Annotated in this window: 13 protein-coding genes; all 13 read right to left on the bottom strand. The window is 68.6% G+C overall.

Going from position 1 to position 18,433, the window contains the following annotated elements:
* Position 1 precedes the first annotated feature (1 nt).
* Entirely contained in the window at positions 2-3,391 is a 3,390-nt protein-coding gene (locus tag ABZX65_RS26585) for a hypothetical protein (RefSeq protein WP_355344950.1), read from the bottom strand.
* Positions 3,392-3,400: 9 nt separating this feature from the next.
* Complete coding sequence (locus ABZX65_RS26590; RefSeq protein ID WP_355344953.1) at positions 3,401-7,282, bottom strand: phage tail tape measure protein; 3,882 nt, start codon at positions 7,280-7,282, stop codon at positions 3,401-3,403.
* Between the two features lie 84 nt (positions 7,283-7,366).
* Positions 7,367-7,831, bottom strand: a complete 465-nt coding sequence (locus tag ABZX65_RS26595; protein WP_355344956.1) for a hypothetical protein — start codon at positions 7,829-7,831, stop codon at positions 7,367-7,369.
* A 227-nt stretch (positions 7,832-8,058) separates the two neighbouring features.
* Positions 8,059-8,427, bottom strand: coding sequence for a hypothetical protein (locus tag ABZX65_RS26600; RefSeq protein ID WP_355344959.1), 369 nt, complete (start codon positions 8,425-8,427; stop codon positions 8,059-8,061).
* A gap of 34 nt (positions 8,428-8,461) precedes the next feature.
* On the bottom strand, positions 8,462-9,709 hold the full coding sequence (locus ABZX65_RS26605; protein WP_355344962.1) for a phage tail tube protein: 1,248 nt from the start codon (positions 9,707-9,709) through the stop codon (positions 8,462-8,464).
* Positions 9,710-9,712: 3 nt separating this feature from the next.
* On the bottom strand, positions 9,713-10,069 hold the full coding sequence (locus tag ABZX65_RS26610; protein ID WP_355344965.1) for a hypothetical protein: 357 nt from the start codon (positions 10,067-10,069) through the stop codon (positions 9,713-9,715).
* 32 nt (positions 10,070-10,101) lie between these two features.
* Positions 10,102-10,638, bottom strand: coding sequence for a hypothetical protein (locus ABZX65_RS26615; RefSeq protein ID WP_355344968.1), 537 nt, complete (start codon positions 10,636-10,638; stop codon positions 10,102-10,104).
* Entirely contained in the window at positions 10,635-11,516 is an 882-nt protein-coding gene (locus tag ABZX65_RS26620; RefSeq protein ID WP_355344971.1) for a hypothetical protein, read from the bottom strand. The genes ABZX65_RS26615 and ABZX65_RS26620 overlap by 4 nt, the downstream gene beginning before the upstream one ends.
* Positions 11,517-11,542: 26 nt before the next feature.
* A complete protein-coding gene (locus ABZX65_RS26625) occupies positions 11,543-11,779 on the bottom strand; it encodes a hypothetical protein (RefSeq protein WP_355344974.1) in 237 nt (78 codons plus the stop codon).
* Between the two features lie 2 nt (positions 11,780-11,781).
* Positions 11,782-12,048, bottom strand: coding sequence for a hypothetical protein (locus tag ABZX65_RS26630; RefSeq protein ID WP_355344977.1), 267 nt, complete (start codon positions 12,046-12,048; stop codon positions 11,782-11,784).
* 74 nt (positions 12,049-12,122) lie between these two features.
* Positions 12,123-13,844 carry a hypothetical protein gene (locus tag ABZX65_RS26635; protein WP_355344980.1) on the bottom strand — a complete coding sequence of 574 codons (1,722 nt, stop codon included), beginning with the start codon at positions 13,842-13,844 and terminating at the stop codon, positions 12,123-12,125.
* Positions 13,845-13,907: 63 nt separating this feature from the next.
* Positions 13,908-15,680, bottom strand: coding sequence for a hypothetical protein (locus ABZX65_RS26640; RefSeq protein WP_355344983.1), 1,773 nt, complete (start codon positions 15,678-15,680; stop codon positions 13,908-13,910).
* 27 nt (positions 15,681-15,707) lie between these two features.
* Positions 15,708-18,428, bottom strand: coding sequence for a phage minor head protein (locus ABZX65_RS26645; RefSeq protein WP_355344986.1), 2,721 nt, complete (start codon positions 18,426-18,428; stop codon positions 15,708-15,710).
* Between the last annotated feature and the right edge of the window lie 5 nt (positions 18,429-18,433).

Below are 18,433 nucleotides of genomic sequence, written 5' to 3' on the forward strand. Positions count from 1 at the left end.
CTCAGTAGGCGAACACGGTTGCGTCGAACGCGCTGACGGCGTCCCAGGTGGTGGGGTCCGTGAACCCGGCGGGCAGCAGCTCGCAGACGACTGTGCCCGCCGCGTGCGCCTTCACGGTGGGTGCGGTGAGGGTGATGACCGCGGTCGTCCAGCCTGGCGATGTGGCGCCGACTGCGGCGACGGTGACGGTTTCGGCGTTGACGACACCGGGTTCCAGCTTGAGCTGCTGGCCTGCAAAGAGCTGCGTGCTCAGCGGGTTCGTGTTGTCCTGGGATGCCTTGACGGTGATGCTCGTGGCGCCGGTCGCAATGCTTGATGCCGCAGTGGTGTGCCATGCGGCGAACCGGGCGTATGGGGTGAGGTCGGCCGGGGAGCACTGGAGGGTGAGGGTCGCGTCGTTCCCGTCATCCCAGGACCACGCCAGGTTCTCAATGAAGCAGTCGACCTGGATCGCCGCCAGGCCGGGTGGCCGTCGCATTACCCGGACGCGGGTGCCGAGCTCCAGGGACAGGCACATGGCCCACATCGCCGGGTTCGCGGACGGGTGGAGGACGAGGCTGCCGATGCGGTTGACGGGTGCCTTGTACCGGGACAGGGCGTAGGCGGCGGCGTCCTGCACTTCGAGGGCGCTGCTGGCGTTGACGGTGCGGGTGATGGTCTTCGGGAAGTGCGCCGCGATCGATGCGGCGTCGCGCGCGTTGAAGACCTGTCCGGTGGACGCCTGAGTGAACGCGATGACGTTGCCCAAGTGGGTGCTGTCGAAGACCGGCTTGAGGTCCTCGTACGGCCACTCCCCCAGGTCGGTTCGCTCCCCGAACGTCACAGCGGGCGCGAACGCGTTGTAGCGGGCGGCGCGGGACAAAAAGGTGACACCACCGCTGCCGTCAACGAAGTGCGCGCCATTCTCAGTGGTCACAACGTCGCCGAGTGCGGTGACCGCGTCCTGCCCGTCGATTGCGGCAGGGCCCATGCTGGTGGTCAGCCCGCTCTGGATCGAGGTGGGCCCGGTGTACCCGGCGTAGCGGAGGATCCGCGCGTACCGGGCATCCGTGGACTCTCCTGCGCATGCCGCCGACCAGGCCGTGTACAGGTTGGTGCAGTCAGTGGCGGTGAGGATTGACGGGAACTCCCCGACGAAACTGATGCTGCCGCTGAACGTGTTGCTGGTGTAGTTGCCGTTCGCGCCGTCCACGAACGCGGCCACGCTGTCGGAGACGACATCGCGCGGGAACACGCTGATGCCGGATGCGCTCGACGTGTAGCTGCCGTCGAGCGACAGGAACACCGTCCCCGCCCCGCCCGCCTGGTTGCCGAACACGGCCAGATGCCAGTTGCCGTCCAGCACGCTCGCAGTGGAGGTGAGGGTGGCACCGCCGACGGCGAACGACGTTGTGGTCATGTTGACTTTGCCTGCGCTGTTGATGAACAGGCGCAGCTGGCCGCTGGGGTTCTGGGCGTGCCGGTTGTCCAGCGCAACCCACAGGTCGGTCTCGGTGGTGGGTGTCGGGCCGGTGTACCGGAACGCGATCATGCGGGAGTAGGGGCTGGTCTGGGGCCCCTTGATGCCCGCCTGCGTCAATGACAGGAACGTTGCCGCATTCGCAGCCCCCGATCCGCTGCCTGCGTTGGCGACGGTGGCCACGGTGCCCGTCGAACCGGTGTACACCCCGGACGGGCTCGTCGCCGTGATCGCGTTTCCGAACGACCAGGCACCAGCACCGTTCTTGCCCGCGACGACTGGCGCCGCAGGGTACGTCCCTGTCTGATCCGTGGCTGATACGACGCCAGCCGGGTCGTCCAGCCGGTACAGGAACGTCGGGGTGTGGGAGTTGATTTCCATAGTGAGGGCGTCTTGCAGCTCTTGCTGCGACAGGAGACTGAACGCGTCCGCCGCCGGCGGGCTGACGGTCCCGTAGGTTCCGGACATGGACCAGGATGAGGCGTAGTCGCCGGTGAATCCTGCGAACCACCCGTACCAGACGCCCGGCATCACCCACGGGGAGGCGGTGAGGCCCTTCTCCAGTTGCCAGCCGTCCGTCTGGATAGTGCAGTTCGCGGTTGCGGTTGCGGCTACCGCGACCCCGGCGTCCATGCCGTACACCCCGGCCGGAGCCGTGCCGGAGACGGTCAGGTACGTCCAGCCTGCGGTGGCCGAGCCCGTCAGGGTGGCGGTGCTGCCGTAGGTGTACGACGAGGGGACCTGCGACGCGGACCCCACCCAGCCGAGGAACGGCTTCACCGACAGGCTCGTTGACGCGGTCACGTCCCGGACCCGCATCTGCGCCGTGTACGCCTGACCCGGCAGTACCGCGACCTGACCGCTGTGCACCACCCGCTGCCCGGACGTGGCGCCCGTCGGCACGAGGAACTGGGTGACGCTCGCGCCCAGCCACGCTCCTGCCGTACTGATGACGCTGCCCCCGGACGCATCCGTGTCCGAGAGCAGGTCCAGGGCGGTCGAGGGCGTGATGGTGCCCGCTGCGACGCCAGCGCCGCCCAAGGCGATTCCCTGAGAGAGCAGGTTCGGCGACGGAGGCCACTGTGCCCTCACGCGCGTCGGCTGATCCGGCTGGATGTGCCCTGCATACGGGCCGGTGCCGGTCGGGTCCAGGAGCCCGTCCGCGTTGGTAAGGGTGACCTGCTCCTCGCCCGACCGCACCTGGTCGCTCTCGTACTGGCGTCCGCGGGAGACCGATACCGAGCCCTGTGTGCGCTGGGTGATGTCTACGTAGTAGTCGCGGGGGACGGTGCCGCCGTTCGCTCCCCAGAAGAGCCCGGCACCGAACTCGGCTTGCGGCCAGTTGTTGTTGAATTGCCCGCCGGTTCGGGTGCCGACGTGCGCCACGGTCATGGCGTTGCCCGCGACTTCGGTGCTGGTGGCCTGCGTCTCGAAGCGGAACAACGTTGCGGATGCGTCCCACGGGTACGCCATCGACGACTGGTTCGTCCAGGTGAGGCCGTCCGGGGAAGTGTCGGCGAAGAACACCCCGCCGGATTCCCGGAGCCGCCACCAGCGGTGCAGGTGCGGGTCGTAGGCGGGCAGTGTCACCGAGGTGAGAGTGCCCGCCACCTGAAGGGTCTGCCGGAAGGCTCCGCCGTCGAGCCGGATCGTGACGGCGTTGTTCGTGTCGAGCCGGACCCGCATGATGCTGCGGGTGCCGCCGTTGCCGTTCGCCGCAGGGGTGACCTGCGCATAGACCGCGGATCCGCGGGCGTCGTACACGTTGTTGCTGCCGAATACGTTCGCGGCCCCGGTAGTGGTGGGGTGCGCCAGAGACACCTGGCAGTTGACGGTGTCGAGCGTTACCGCCCCTGCCGTCACCGATGACCACAGGGCGGTGTTGATGGCGCCCGTCGTGAACGAGTCGACCAGGGTTTCGATCTTGGCCACGACGTCTCCTCAGCGCTTGTACGGGACATACGTGGATGAGTTCCGGGTGCCCCCCTGCTGGAGCCCCTTCGTGACCACGTCGATGAGCTTCTTCTCCGTCACGACAGAGCCCGTGACCTGCACATCGGCGTGGTAGTGGTGGTGGACGACCATTCCGGTGCCACGCGGCGCTACGGCCGGTCCGACGCCGGTGAGGCTTGCGCCCTGCTGTACCGCCATCGCGAGGCCCTGTGCCGCGATGGCGGCGTGCTTCGTCGACCGGTTGATGCCGACGGCCATTCCCTGGGCGGTGTAGTCGCCGAGCCGGGCCATCACCGCAGAGGGCGACTTGATCCCCAGGGCTTTCTTGATCGCCGCCTGCATGGATCTGGCGATGCGCAGCATCTGCGCTTCGATCGCCTTCTCCTGCGACTGAAGGCCCTTCACGATGCCCTGAGCGGACTTGATCCCGGCCCCGTACATGCTGTCCGCGACGGCGGCACCAGTGGAGTTCGCCGCCGATGACAGGCTGGCCTGGAGGCGGTTCATCTCGGCGATCTGCGCACCGTTGCCTGCGGAAAGCGCCAGTGCGGTGGCACCGCCCTGATCGACACCGGCTGCTGCGAGCTGCTGAAGGAGGTCGCTCCGCAAGCCCTTCTTGCGGAGCTGGTTCAGTTCACTGGCGAAGTCCTTGGCGGCCTGAACGCGCTGCCGCATCTGCGCGAGGATGTCAGTGGTGGCGACCGCGCGGCCTTCATCCGGACTGGCCGTGATGATCGACGCGTTCTGCATGATTCCCGAAGCGACGCTGCCCCGTTCGTCGGTCCAGGATTTCTTCAGGTCCGACAGCTTCTTCTGGGCCGACTTCAGGCGGCTGGCCACGGAGTCCCGCTGCGACGCAAGCTTCAGCAACTGGGCGTTCTCACGCCCGACCAACTGCTGGAGCCTCTTGTGGCTCGACCCGAAGTCGACATACAGGTCACTTGCGATGCGCTTGGCGGCGGCGCGGACATTCGCCGTGGACCCGGTCAGTCCCTGGACCAGGCCGTGGATGACGTAGGCGCCGAGCTGCCGGAAAACCCTGGACGGCGACTGAATTCCGAGGACGCTCTTGAACTCGGAGGCCGCCGAGTGCCCGAGCCCCTTCACTTTGCTCATCAGGGAGCCCGTCATCGACTCGATGCCGTTCGTGAGGCCGCGGATGAGATCCTGTCCGGCGCTGTAGAGGAGGGTGCCGAGGGAGCCCACCGCGCTGACGACTCGCCCCGGCAGGCCGCGGGCCCAGGACACCAGGCTGGTTGCTGTTGTCACCGCTGCCGTCTTGGCGCGGCCGAACGCCGACGTCGCCCACGACGAGAGGCGCCCGCCCAGGGCGGCCACGGCGCCAAGGATCCGGCCAGGCAGGCTGCGGGCCCACTCGACGAGCGTCGAGCCGACCCCCACAACGGCGTGGTAGGCGGCGGAGAAGCCTCTGCTGATGGACCCCCAGTAGTGGATGATCAGGGCGGCGGCGATACCGATGGGTCCGCCCAGCAGTCCGACGAGCAGCGGCCAGTGGGCGCGCACGAAGCCCGTCACGGCGCTGATCGTTGAGGTGAAGGCGACGCTGACCTGGCGCCAGTACCTCACTACGACGGCGACGGCGATGCCGATGGGTCCGGTGATGATCAGGACGATGGGCAGCCAGTGCGCGCGGACGAATCCGACCACGGCCATGACTGCGGTGGTGATCGCACCGAACGCGGCCTGCACCCCGGTGCGGAACCACGCGAAGTGCGTGTAGGCGTAGACCAGTCCGGCGACGACCGCCGCAAGGGCGAGGACGATCAGCATGATCGGGTTGGCGTCCATGGCGACGTTCAGCGCCCACTGCGCCAAAGCGGCGGCCTTCTCCGCGATCGTCGTCGCAATGAGCTGGACCTTCTGGAGGGTCCACGCTGCTGCGGCGCGCAGTCCGGCCACAGCGGACGCCAGCATGCTCTTGGAGAATTCGAGGGCCGCAACCGACGCGGCGCGGAGCGCTGTCGCGGTGGATTTGGCACCGCTGACTATGCCGGTCCAGGCGCTTTTGCCCGCGGTGGCCGCGGCGGTTGCCATGCGGCGGCCGAAGTCGGCGGCGGCGGTTGCGGCCTTCCGCGCCCCGCTCTGTGCGCCCTGCCAGGCGTACATGGCCTGGAGGCGCATGGTGGTGAACGCGCTCACGGCGCTGGCCCGGGCGGATGCCGCACCGGCTTTGATGCCGTCCATGGCGTACATGCCGCGCAGGCGGATTGTGTCCAGGGCCGACTTGATGCCCGCGCCTGCGGAGGTGAAGCTTCGGCGCAGCGCGCCGCCGAAGGTTCCGGCCCGGCCGGACGCCTCGGACGCGGCGAACTCTGCGGAGGCGAACCCGCGGACGACGTTCGCGCCTGCCGTGACGGCTGTCACGCCCATTTTCGCGAAGGCGGCGACGGCTTTCCCTGCGCCCCATATGAGTTTGCCGACGTATGCGATGACGGACAGGGTGAGGATGCCGCCGATGACGCTGGCGAGGGCGAGGGCGGCGTTCTTGTGCTGGCCGAGCCATGCGGTTGCGGCGGTGAGTACGGGGATGAGTTTTGTGCCGATCTCGATGGCCAGTACGGAGATCGTCTGCTTGGCTTTGGCCAGTTGTACGTTGAAGAGTTTGGAGGTGGCGTCCCAGCCCTCAACGTCCTTGGAGGCGTGGGTGAAGGATGCGGAGACCTTGTTGACGCGGTCCTTGAAGCCGGCGGTGTTTTCCCCGGTCAACTGCAAGGTCGTGTTGAGGCCGGTCGCGCCGCCGGTGAGTTTCTTGATTGCCTCTGTGTAGGTCTGTGCTGCGGGGCCGCCGCGCTTGAGTTCGGCGCTGAAGCCGTTGCTGCGGTTCTGCAGTGTCGCGTACTGCGACAGGAGATTCGCTTGTGCTGGTGGCAGTGTCTTGAGGGTCTGCCGCCAGTCGCCGAGGTTGATGGTGCCCTTGGCGTAGGAGTCCGCCAGTTTGTGGAGGCTCGCGGGCATGGCCTTGACCATGGTGTCCGCGTCGGCGGCGGCCTGCTTGGACTTGTTGAATGTCGACATCAGGACGGTCCCTGACGGTCCCATTTTCTGAAGGACTGTCTGTGAAAGGAGGTCCAGGGTGCCGGTCAGGCCGCGCTTGCCCAGCTTGGTGGAGATGTCCACTGATGACAGGCCGAGGCGCTGCATTTCGATGACTGCGACGTTGTTCGGCGCGGCCAGATTCCGGATCGTGTTGGACAGTTCCTGGGTGGCCTCGCGGGCGGAGGTGCCGTGCTGCGTGAGAGTGGCGATCGCCCCGCTGACCTCACCGAAGCTGATCTTGTTCGCGGAGGCGATGGGGATGACCGTGGAGAGGGAAGAGGCGAATTCCTCCATGGTCATTTTGCCCTCACCCGCAGCGGTTTTCAGCGCGTTCATGACGCGGACGCTGTCGGTGGCCTTGAGGTGGTAGGAGGCCATGACGCTGGTCATCGCGTTGGTGACCGACTCCAGGGACGCGTTCTCCTCGCGCGCACCCTGCGCCGCCGCTTTGAGGACCTTCAGGCCGTCGGCACCGCGAAGACCGGCCTTCTCGACCTGGTACATGCCGTCGGTCAGGTTGTGCCAGTCGGTACCGGTGCCCTTGGCGATGTCGAGGATGCCCTTGCGGACCGTGGCCAGGCCCTTCACCGACTCGCCCGCAGCCGTGTGCAGCACCATCGTCTGCGCCTGGAAGTCGCCCGCCATCTTCACCGACACGGCGGCCACGCCCACACCGATGAGCGACACCTGCCTGCCGAATTTCGCCGTCGCTGCGGCGATCTTCGCGCCGCTGGCCCGGATCCGGCTGCCCGAGGTGTCCGCGATCCTGGTGGCCTCGGCCATTTCCGCCCGGTAGTGGCTGATGTCGCCCATCAGGCGGGCTACGACCGGGGGAAGGAGAGCACCTCCCGACATGACGTCTCCCCTCGGCTGGGTGAGCTGTCTGCCGGTGGCGGGTCAGCGGGCCTTCGACAATGCGGCGAGCCACGCCTGGTGGTAGATGCCAGCCAGGAGGCCGGATGCGACGGCGCGGTCGAAGGTGGGCCGCACGTAAGGGCGTGCGGGCAGCGTGGTGGTGCCTCCGCGTCCGGTGACCCCTCCGAGCTCCTGGATGCGCCCGTAGACGGCGGTCGGCCCGATCTGGGCCTCCCACCGCCCCCTTCCGGCAGGCAGGGGGCCTTTGACGGTCACAGACCGGCGGAGAGTCCCGGTGACCAGCGCGGGCGGCTCACCGGGGCCCGACGGTGTCGGGGTCCCCTTCCGGTGGCTGCGCGCGGTCAGGGTCTTCTTGATCTCCCCTTCGAGAGCATGGGCGCCTTTCGCAGTAGCGACCCGCGTTGCGGTGTCTGCGAGTTTCACAGTGCGGGCCATGGCCGTCGTGAGTTCCGTGAGGCCCTCAATGCGGATGCCGCCTCCGGCCATGGGTCACCCCTTCTCGGCATCTTCCATGGCCCGGCGGTTAGCTCGCTCCTGCGCCCGGTCCACTTCGCGCCCGATGACCGCGAAGGGCGTGTCGAGCCATGCGGGCAGCTCATCAACCTGGCCGGGAGTCCATCCGAACTTTTCGGCGTACCAGTAGTAGGTCCACGCTTCATCGAGCGCGGTGACCGGGTGACCGGCGGGAACTTCATGCCCCTCCAGGCGCGCTCTCAGGCGGCGGAGGGCTCGGTAGGGGACGCCGGGTCGGCGATCTGCTTGGGGTCGGCTGGGTTCGCCGGCTCAGGGAAGATCATGGCGCGGGCGGGTTCGATGGCCTTCATCAGGGCGTCGTCGTCCTCGATCGGCAGGAGGTCCAGGGACTCCAGGGACTGCGACGGCAGCGGCAGGTCGTAGGACCAGTCGATGACGAGGACGGCGAGGAGGCCGTCCGTCATCTCGTAGGCCATGGCGAGGAGCTTGTCGCCCTCGCCGTTGACGTTGGCCATGGCCTTCTTCTTGTCGCCGCGGCGCAGGGTCCTGGCGTCCTTGAGCTGGATCCAGGCGCCGGAGGGCAGGGTGATGCGTTCGGTGGTGGACATGGGGTGCTCCGATGAGGGTGTGGGAACGCCGGGGCTAGAAGGTGCCGGGGGCGATGTTGTTGGTGACGGAGATCTTGCAGGGGCTGTAGCCGCCAGAGCCGCCCGCGTTGGCGGTGTTGAGGACCGCGTTGAAGCTGGTGCTGTACTCGACGGCGGTTTTCGTCCCGTCGGGTTCGACCTCGGTGAATGCGGCGATGCCCAGGTCGATCTGGAAGACCACCTTGCTCGTCCCGGTGAGCCCGTTGTCGAGGAGGAGCTGCAAGGACGGCTGCGTGTTGTTGAGCATGTACAGCAGCGGGGATTCGTCGGCGGCGACGAAGTTCAGTTTGCCCGCGACGGTGACGCCGCCTCGCTGGATGATGTACGGCGTCTGGGAGCCGTTGGCCGTGTAATACGGCGCCAGTTCGCGGGTGATGGTCAGCTCGCCGTCGGTGCTGGTGTTGACCAGGGTGCCGCCGGATGCGGGGCCGCCGATGCCGACGAGCATCCGCCACGACGCGACCGGGAGCACTGTGGACGGGGCCGCGGTCGGCATCGACCCGAGGGTCACCGAAGGGTAGGTCGTGGCCTTCCCGGACCACGTCAGGAGCTCGCTCTCGGCGTTCCACTTCAGGCCGACCTCGGAGAAGCAGGCGCCGGGGTACTGGCGGGCGCCCGAGGCGGCGGTGGGGCCGAGGAAGTGCGTGATCGTGTGGGAGATCGGCTGCCCGGTGCCGGAGTTGAGGAGGCTGTGGGTGTGCGTGTACGGCCCGGTGACAGGCTGAAGGGCCTGCGACGACGCGTGCTGGAAAAGCAGGCCGCCCGTGGGTGTGGCCAGCGGGATCGCGTACGGGCCCGAGCCGGTGGGGGTGCCCGTGGTGAAGACCTCTGCGGTGGCACCGCTGCCGATCTGGAGGGGGGTGCCGTTGGGAATCGTCGCCGTCGCGCTGATCGACGTGGCGCCGACGGCAGCCGGAGAGGCGAGGGTGGTGCCGCCGCTGCCGGTGGAGGTGCCCACCGCCGACCGGTCGCCGAGGATGTTCCGCAGGAAATGGCCGAGGCCGTCACCGTAGGCGGGTCCGCCGAGTTCGAGTTCGCCGGACTTCACTCCCTGGATCTTTGCGAAGCTGTCGGTGGCCATGCTGCCGCGCCACGACTTGTCGTCCAGCCATGTCGGATTGTCCTTGGGTTTCACGTCGTCCACCAGGACCGTGGCGGTCATGGCGACAGGCGTGCCCTGGACGGCCTCGCTGGCGATGCCGACGAACTGTTTGGCCGGGGCGTAGGTCACAGGGGTGCTCACCGGTCACTCCTCACTGGACGGGGCCGGGTCGTTGTCGGCGGCCTGGTTGGGCTTCTTGCGGGTGGTGGTCCAGCGTCCGTCGTCCGGGGGGCCGAACGGCCAGTTGAAGACGGTGGCTGTGACGGGGGATTCGCCGGGGTCGCCTTCGCTCTCGGGTCGGCCGGGGTTCGCGGCTCGGGCGGTGAGGGGCACCTGCGGGTACACGCAGTCGGCGCCGTGCGTGTACTCGTAGACGCCGGGCTCTGGGCCGGTTCCGGCACCGTCGGCGTCTGCGGACTGGCCGGGGGTGGTGGTGTGCGTCTGGGGGCTTTCCGCCGCGGCTTCCTCGGCGGGGTCCTTGCTGGTCTTGCTGGTGGGCATGGCGAACTCCGCGAGGAGAGAAATGAGGCGGGTCAGGCGTTGACGAACTCGACTGCGGCGAAGGCCACTTCGAGGTAGGACTTGGTGAGTCCGGCTTTGGTCTCGGACTGCCCGTAGGTGAAATCGAGGCCGTCGGCGCCGCCGTCGATGTGTTCACCGGCCTGGAAGACGGCCTGACCGAGAGTGCGGTCTTCGCGCATGTGCTGGGCAATCGCGTCCCGGAGCGCGTACACGTCGTCCTGGGCGTCCTCGGCATACGGGGTCCGGGAGCGGATGTAGCAGCACAACTGCACTTCGTAGGTGCACTGCTTCATGCCGTTCGTGGCACCGCCGAGTGCGATCCGGTGTTCGTTGTGCCGTGGGATGAACACGATGATCTGGGTCCCCGTGCGCGCCCCGGCGTCCAGGCCGTGGAAATAGTCGGGGAGTTTGTCGTCGCTCGCCCAGGCGCGGCGCACCACCCCGACGCCGGCGCTTTGGAGCGGTGACGACCGGTAGGTGCGGGTGTCGGGGTCGTAGGGGCCGCCGAAGTAGCGGCAGATGCCGTCGAGGGCGGTCTGGATGCTCATCTGACTCTGCCGTAGGAGGCCAGGGTCCGGGCGGCGGATGCGATGAGGCCGGACCCGTTGCGGGGGTCGTTGCGCCGGGTGTCCGAGCCGAGGCCGGTGTTCGGGAATTCGTCCTCGGCTGTCGAGTCGGGTCGCATCAGGGTGGCTGTGACGTACTGGACGATGGCGTTGCGCATTTCGGCGGGCATCCCGGAGAAGTCGTGGGCAGCCTCGTGGGCGAAGGCGGTCGGCGCGGCCAGGTCAACGGGAGTCGGCACCGGGGGGGCCGTCGCCGCGGGCGGTACCCAGGCGGGCGACACGGTGACCGTCTCCTCGGCGCCGGGCTGCCAGATGCGGTATTCGCCGCCCGGGATGATGCCTGTCGGGTCCAGCACGGTCAGAGTGCTGGCTTCTGGTGCCGAGTCGGCTGTCAGTACGGTGGCGACGAAGCCTGCGGCGGTCACGCTCTGCACGAAGACGTCGCCGGACAGGGGCAGCCCGAACTGGAGCGACCCCGACCATGCGGTGTTCATTCCGCCGATGGGCATGATGATGTTCGCGTCGTCCTCAACCCAGGCCCCGGCTCCGTCGAGGGTGGTGAGTGCGACTGGGGTGAGGCCGTATCCGACGCTGATCACGCTGATGACAGGTGTGTGGTCGGCGTGGAATTTGAGGTTTCCTGCGCGGTCGATGACTGCCCGGCGGCGTTGGGTGCGGATGTGCGCGCCGAGCGGCTGGTCGCAGATGCCGTCGGCCCAACTGCTGGCCTCCGTCAGGAGAGTGACGAGGGCTGCTGTCTGGGCGTCCGGGTCGGGGTCGCCGGGGCGCAGGCCGTCGGTGTCGAGGTAGGTGGGGTGGGCGCGGAACGCTGCGGCGGACACGTAGGGCGTTGCAGGCACGGCGCTCACCTCCTGCTGGTTGGTGGTCAGGTGTTGTTGCGGACCCAGGTGCCGTGTTCGCAGCCGTGCGCGAAGGCGCCGTCGGCCCAGCCGTTGGGGAAGCATGCGGGGCACGGCTGCCCGACCGGCTGGAGGTCGCTCTTGTCGGGTTCGGCCGGGGTGGTCTCCGGCTCTTTGCTGTCGCCGTCAGCGGCCGGGTCCGTTGTGTCTTCCGGGGTGGCGGGGTCGTCGGGCTTGGTCTCTGCGCGCTTGCGCGGGGGCATGCCTACTCCTTCTCGCAGGTGCCGCCGCAGCGGCCGCAGGTCTTGATGAATGCGGCGAATCCGCAGTCGGCGCAGCGGTATCCGCCGCGAACCCGGCCGCCGAGGTTCGCCGGGAACGCCCCGTACTCGCGCAGGGCGCGTTCGTGCTGGGCGTTGTCGACGGTCACGGTGCCGTCACGCCCGGCGGTGTACGCGGTGGTCGTGCCGGTCTGGGCGCCCTGGATGTCGATGCCGCGCACGGCACTGTCGGGCAGGCACAGTCGCGCCATGTCGTCCTCCGGGAGGCCGTTGAGGGTTGCTCCTGCGGCCCCGCACCCTCGGGCGGGGCCGCAGGAGGTAGGGGCTACGCGGCCTTGATGCCGGTGATGGAACCGTTCCAGGCGGGGGCGTAGCACAGCATCGCCCCGAACCAGTAGCTGCTGGACTCGAAGGCGAACTGACTGACGGGCCAGTCGATGCCCATGAGGTCCTGCACATTGAAGACCGCCCACACATCGGAGACCTGGGAGTCCGGGATGGGGAGGCTGTCGGACAGGATCACCGAGCTGCCCTGCGGCATCCACGGGTGGACCTCGACGGCGACACCCTTGCCCGTGACCTCATTGATGATCGTGTTGACGACATCGCCGATGGTCACACCGGTGAGCTGGTCCTGGGTGAGGGTCATCCGGTAGTTGGACGACGTCGCGGTCTTCAGCGAGTCGCTGAGCTGCTTGCGGTCCGCGCCGTTGAGCAGGGTGCGGTCCGGGTCCGCCTTCACCGCGGTGTAGAGGGCGACGAAAGCGTTCTGCCATTCCACGCCCGGGTTCGCGGTGCTGAGGACGCCGTTGAGACGGTTCACGTACCCGGAGTCTGCGCCGGTGCAGATCGGCAGGATGCCGTCGTATCCGGCCGCGTAGGCGGTGGTGTCGGCGGTGACGGCGCTTGCGGCGGTGCCGGAGGTGGGCAGCGCACCCTGGATGGTGAAGGTGTTGTATCCGGACCGGCCTGCGTACCAGCGGGAGCCGTCTCCGGGGTCGGAGGCTCCGGTGGAGACGTACACGCGCATGCCGGTCGCTCCGCTGGGGAGGACGGCGGTCACGTCGACGACCTGCCCGTTGGTGACGGCGACGGTGGCGGCGGAGGTGAGAACGGACTGCCCGAAGTCGCCCGCGTCCGAGGTGACCTTGATGTACAGGCTGGTGGTGGCACCGGAGATGCCGACCTCGGAGCCTGCTGCGGACCGGGCGGTGGCCGTCACGCCGGTCGGGGCTGCGAGCGCCCCGAGGAACCCGTTGCCGCTCGTTCCGCGGCCCATGAGCATCATGCGCTCTTCCAGCAGCATGCTGGAGTACAGGAGGCTGGTGCGGGAGAGCTGCCGGATGTCCTGGTAGCCCTGTCCGGCGTACTGCGCGGACCAGGTCACCGCGTCGGATACGGAGAACTGGCTGTAGCTGACGTTCTTGTCGTACCCGGCGTAGCTGATCTTCGGGCCGCGCGCGTAGTTCAGGCTGTTGGCCGCACCGGACGGGGCGAAGTTCGTCTGGGTGCTGTCCTGGATGCCGGGGTGGATGTTGCCGACGCCGCCGGTGCCGGTTCCGGTGAACCCGGAGATGACCTTGAAGCGGTGGGACAGGCCGATGCCCTTCTTCCGCGGGATGCGGTTGCGCAGCGGCGTCGGCCGCGGCGTGAGCATCTTCGCGGGGGCTTCGAGGTCGAACGCCACCAGGCCGGAGCTCAGCGGCGAGGTGGTGGAGATGTCCTTGACGAGGTCGGGCTGCTGGGACTTGAGGTCGGTCAGCGCCGCCGTCACCGACGCCAGGGCCTCCGGGGACAGCCCCTTGATGATGTCGGGGGCGTCCAGGGCCTTGGTCAGTGCACCGTAGGCGGTGGTGGGGCGCTGGTCGAAGCTGATGCCGCGGCCTTCGGTGAACGCCTTCACGACATCCTGCGGGCCCAGCACGCGGGTCGGGGCGGTATCGACGGCTGACATCAGCTCGTCGAAGCGGGTGGACACCTCGGCCTTGGAGAGCTGCGGGGCCTCGGGGGAATCACCGAAGAGAACTTCGGCCTTGGGCAGAGCCACGACGGGCCCCTTTCATGCGAAAGGCCCCCACGGGTGGGGGCCGGAGTTGGTGGAGGGGCAGGCTCAGGCGTCGGCCTTGACGAGGAGGGCCTTGGCCCGGTCCAGGTAGCCGTCGCGCAGGTCACGGTCGGAGACCTGGTCTGCCTTGGCCTTGAGGGCCGCGGCTTCCTGCCGCAGGAGGTCGGCGTCGCCGCCGCGTGCGGTTGCCTGCTGTGCAGAGGTGCGAGTGAGCGCGGGTCCGCCCGGGGTGGGCAGCGCCCGGAACTCCTCGATGGCCTGCTGCGCCTTCACCAGCTCTGCCTCCAGCGCCTTGTTGCGCTCTTCGGAGGTCTTGCTGGCCTCTGCGACTGCGGCCTTGACGAGTTCGGCCACATCGGCCTTCGTCACTGCGTCGGTGGGCGGCTCGCTGGCTGCGGGCTCGTCCTCGGTGGTGGTCTTGGGGTCCTGGGGCTCGACGGCTGGTACTGCGGGTTCCGCCGGGGGCTCGGCCGGAGCTTCCGGGGTGGTCGGGGTGTCGGTCTTGGTGATGTCGGGCTGGTCGGAGAAGCCCATGTCCGGGTCGCCGTCGCCGGTCTGCTCACGCTCTTCGCGGGCCTTGAACCAGGTCAGGGAGCGGACGGCATCGAGGAGGAGACTGATGTCCATGGCCTCGTTGAGGTTGCCCATCGCGAGGGATTCGGCTTCGGCGATGATGAGCTTGGCGATGCAGGCGATAGCGGACTCGGCGCTGGCAATGTCCCCGCCTTCGGCGCCGTCGTCGGCCTTGACGAGGTCGGGGACGACGGCACGCACGTTGCGGAGGATCTCCTCGGCCTTCGCCACGGCCTCCGCGTCGGGCTCGTCGGCCTTCGCAGCCTTGATCGAGCCGTCGGGGTTCCAGTTGTCGGGCACCAGGGCCTCCAGTCCGAGGGCCTTCGCCCGCTTGACGATGTGTGCGCGGATCTTGTCGTGATCGTTGCCGCCGCGGCCCACGGCCTTGACGGCCTTCCGCAGGTCCGCCTTGGTGCTGATCGGGTAGCTGCCGTCGCTCATCGCCGCACCCGAGGCGGCAGCCTTCTTGCGTCCGGCCGCGGACAGATCGGCCTTGTCGAGTTCGGCTGCACTCGCGTCGGTCAGGCCGTGCGTCATCTCTTCGGAGACGGATGCGCCGTGCAGCCGGATGACGAGCGACGGCGACGCAGTCTCGGGGTTGCCGTCGTCGGTCTTGACGGTCTCCGCCGACACTGTGGCGCCCCCGGCTGCGAGGGCGGTGAGGGCTTCCTTCACCGGGGCTGGGAGGCGGTCGTACACCTCGGGGAGCAGACCGAACGCTTCAGCGTCGGACTTCTCGGTGACGTGCGCCCCGTCGACCACTTCCAGGTCGCCGCCGATCCCGTCGGCCTTGGCGATTTCGAAGAGGGTGGTGGGGTTGCAGGGCCGGTCGACGACGGACACCTCGATGATGTCGCCGCCGACGATCTCCCCGCCGGGTGCGTCAGCCTTCCCCAAGGTGATCTTGGGGTTCTTGATGCCGACGGAGAACCCCTTGAGGACGCCGTGTTCACACTTCAGGACTGCGACGGGGTCGACGATGCGGGCCGCGAGCATGTGCAGGTCGCCGTCCGCCTTGGAAAGGCCGACACCGACACCCACCGCGCGCTTGCCGTCATGCTGCTCGCGGACGTTCCCGCCCTGGCTGAACCAGGCGGGCATGGCCTGGTCGAGCCAGTCGGCGTTCAGCCGCTGCTGGTCCCGGTCCAGGTCGGGTGACGCGGCGGGCCCGTACACGAGCAGGGTGCCGTCGTCGGCTTTCTCCATCTTCGTGATGGGCGCCCACGCGTATGAGATGTCGGGCACTGTGTTCTCCTTCCGCGCGGGTGCGGCTCAGGTGGTGCCGGTTTCGGGGTAGAGGGTGCAGCGGCACGACGGGTGTGCGGGCGGGTAGCGGACGCCGCTGGGGAACGTGGAGCCGACGGGAATGGGCCCGGTTCCTTCGTTGTCGAGGCACTTCTCGCAGACGCGCTGGTCGACGGCCGTGAGCCACGACGCCTCTGTGATGCCGTTGGCCTGGTAGGTGGCCACCGTCGCGGCAGACACTCCGCGGGCGATTTCGGTGACGGCGACGCGTTCTGCCCAGGCCGGATCGTCAAGGATTCCGCGGAGTTCGCGGGCGAGGCTGTCCGCACTGCTGCCCTTCGCGAGCGCGTCGGAGAGAGCTTCCGCGAGTTTGCCGAGCCTGGTGGCCGCGACGGAGCGGATGGTGATGCCTGCTTCGTCGAGGAGCGCCCGCAGTGCCTCGGGGGTGCGGGTGAGGCGCGCTGCGGTGGGATCGCCTGGTTTCCAGTTGGACCAGTCGAGGGTGGCGTGGGCGGTGAGGACGGCTTGCGCTGAGCGTTCTCCGATCACATACCCCTCGGAGCGGAGGTCCCGGATGATGACGAGTGCCTCGATGAGGGTGATGCCCCGTGCCGTGAGCCATCCTGCCGCGTCGTGCTGCGGGGTGATGGCGGTGTCGGCGTCCGAGTTGAGGCTTGTGGCAGTGTCGGGGTCCGGCTCGTCGGTCTTCGTGACGAGTCGTTCGGCAAGCCACATTTCTGCGATCCGCCGCGTGTCGGCCGCTGCCCGCATGGCGCTGCGGATCACGGGTGTCCAAAAGGTGACGGCGGTTTGGTCTGGCCCCCATCCCGGCCATTGCCGGGCCGAGTGGAGGTCAGGCACTTTTGGGCCGGTGTCCCCCGCTTCCGCGAAGGTGACTGCCGTGTGGGGGATGTGCGGCGCGTCGGCCTTGGTCACAGTGGTGAACGCGAAGTTCCGCGCCGGGTGCGGGTTCTTCCGGGCCCATCTGCGGTAGGCGGCAAGCTCCGCTTTCACCGCTTCCTCGCGGTCGCCGTCATCACCAGCCGGGACGTCGCCCTCCCCGGATGCCCCCGGCTTCCTGACGTCGGTGTCAGGGCCGTGCGGGGCGTCGAGGACGCCGTCCGCGTCAGCGTCCGCCTGCGGCGGCCCCAGTACCGGACCGACCACTTCGCCGGGGGGTGCCAGCTTCGATGCGCCGTCGAGGAAGACGAGACCGCGCCCGGTCTGCACCATCGGCATGTCCGCCTCAGGGAAATCAAACCGGGGCATGCCCATGCGGTCACGGTCCTCGTTGCGGGTGATCCGGCCGTCCTTGAGGCGGGCGCCGGCCACCGCGTCCGCCGCTGCCGCGTCTTCCTCTTCGAGGCCGAGGAACCGGAACTCCAGCTCCACCGGCATGCCCAGGTGCTTGCGGGAGACGTCGGTGAGGAGCTGCTGCAACCAGCGGAGCGTCGGGAGTGTGGCTTTGCGCTGCTGGACGTCCGCCTGGCCCTCGTGCCAGCCGGTGGAGCCGAGGCCGCCGGTCTCTGTGAAGCCAAGTTCGGCGATGGTCACGTCGAAGTGCGCGGCGATCTGCTTGACGAGGAACAGGTCGTACTCGGGCTTGTACCTCTCGGCGACGTCGCCCTGGGTTTCCAGGTCCATGCCGGGCGGCAGGACCCGGAGCCGGTGGCGCGCCGCGGTGCCCCCGGAGTATGTGTCGTTGAGGTCGGTTTCGTACTCGCGGACCTGCTGCGGTGTCCACTGGGACTGCCCGTTGGAGGTGATCCACCCGGTGGGGAGGGTGCCCTCGGTGTATTCGTCGCGGATCCACTTGCGGCGGCGCAGCCACACATCGACGTCTTCGAGGGCCTGCTCGACTGCGGAGTACCCGTAGGGGGTGTGGGCGCGCACGTTGCGGCGCTTGTACACCAGCCTGTCCGAGGCGTACCCGGCGAGGACGGTGCCGTCCGCATCGGTGTCGGCAATGAACTCGCCGCGGGGAAAACCCCACAGGAGCTGCTGGAATGCCGGGTCCGGCGGTGCGGGCCGCCCGCCGCGGTGGTCGCGCAGCACTTTGATGGTGGAGCCGTCGAGGATTTCCAGGGCGTACAGGTCACCGCCGTAGGTGAGCCTCGGGTAGATCGCGACCGCGTCGAGGACGAGCTGTTCTTCGAGGAGTTTGCCGAGCCATTCGGCGAAGGACTCCCCTTGACCGGGGTCGGGCTGCTCCCAGAAGCGGGTGCAGCGCGCGATGTCGCCGGACAGGCGCTCCCGCAGGGCGCCCTCGACTTCGGAGCGGGGTTTGTCGGTGTGGTGCTGTTCGGCTTCGACGGCCTGCTTGGTGATGGTGACAGCCCAGTCGAGGGTGGTGACCTCGGCCTTGCGGATCTCGATGCAGCGGCGCGGCAGTCCTCCGGCGTCGGCGGCGTCGCGCAGCACCTTCCATGGCACGAGGCGGTCGCTGGCGCCGGGCAGGTTGCTGGTGACCGGGTATTCGTTGAAGCGCGGTTCGGGTCTGCCGGTGTCGGGCCGGGGCGGGTCAATCGCGGCCGGGAACAGGGGCACGCCGGGTCCGAAGGCGACCTGCGGGTCGGTGCGCGGCAGCGGAACGGCAACGCCGGTGACCTGCTGGCCGCCACGGGCGGCGGCGTTGGCGACGGATGCGACCTGCGCGGCAGTGAACGTCGCCGCCGGGGTGGTGGCCGGGCTGACGGCCTTCGTGACGTCGGGGTTGCTGCGCCGGAAGATGTCACGCCAGCGGGCCACTGCTC

This window comes from Streptomyces sp. NPDC003300, assembly GCF_040610915.1.
Lineage (GTDB): Bacteria > Actinomycetota > Actinomycetes > Streptomycetales > Streptomycetaceae > Actinacidiphila.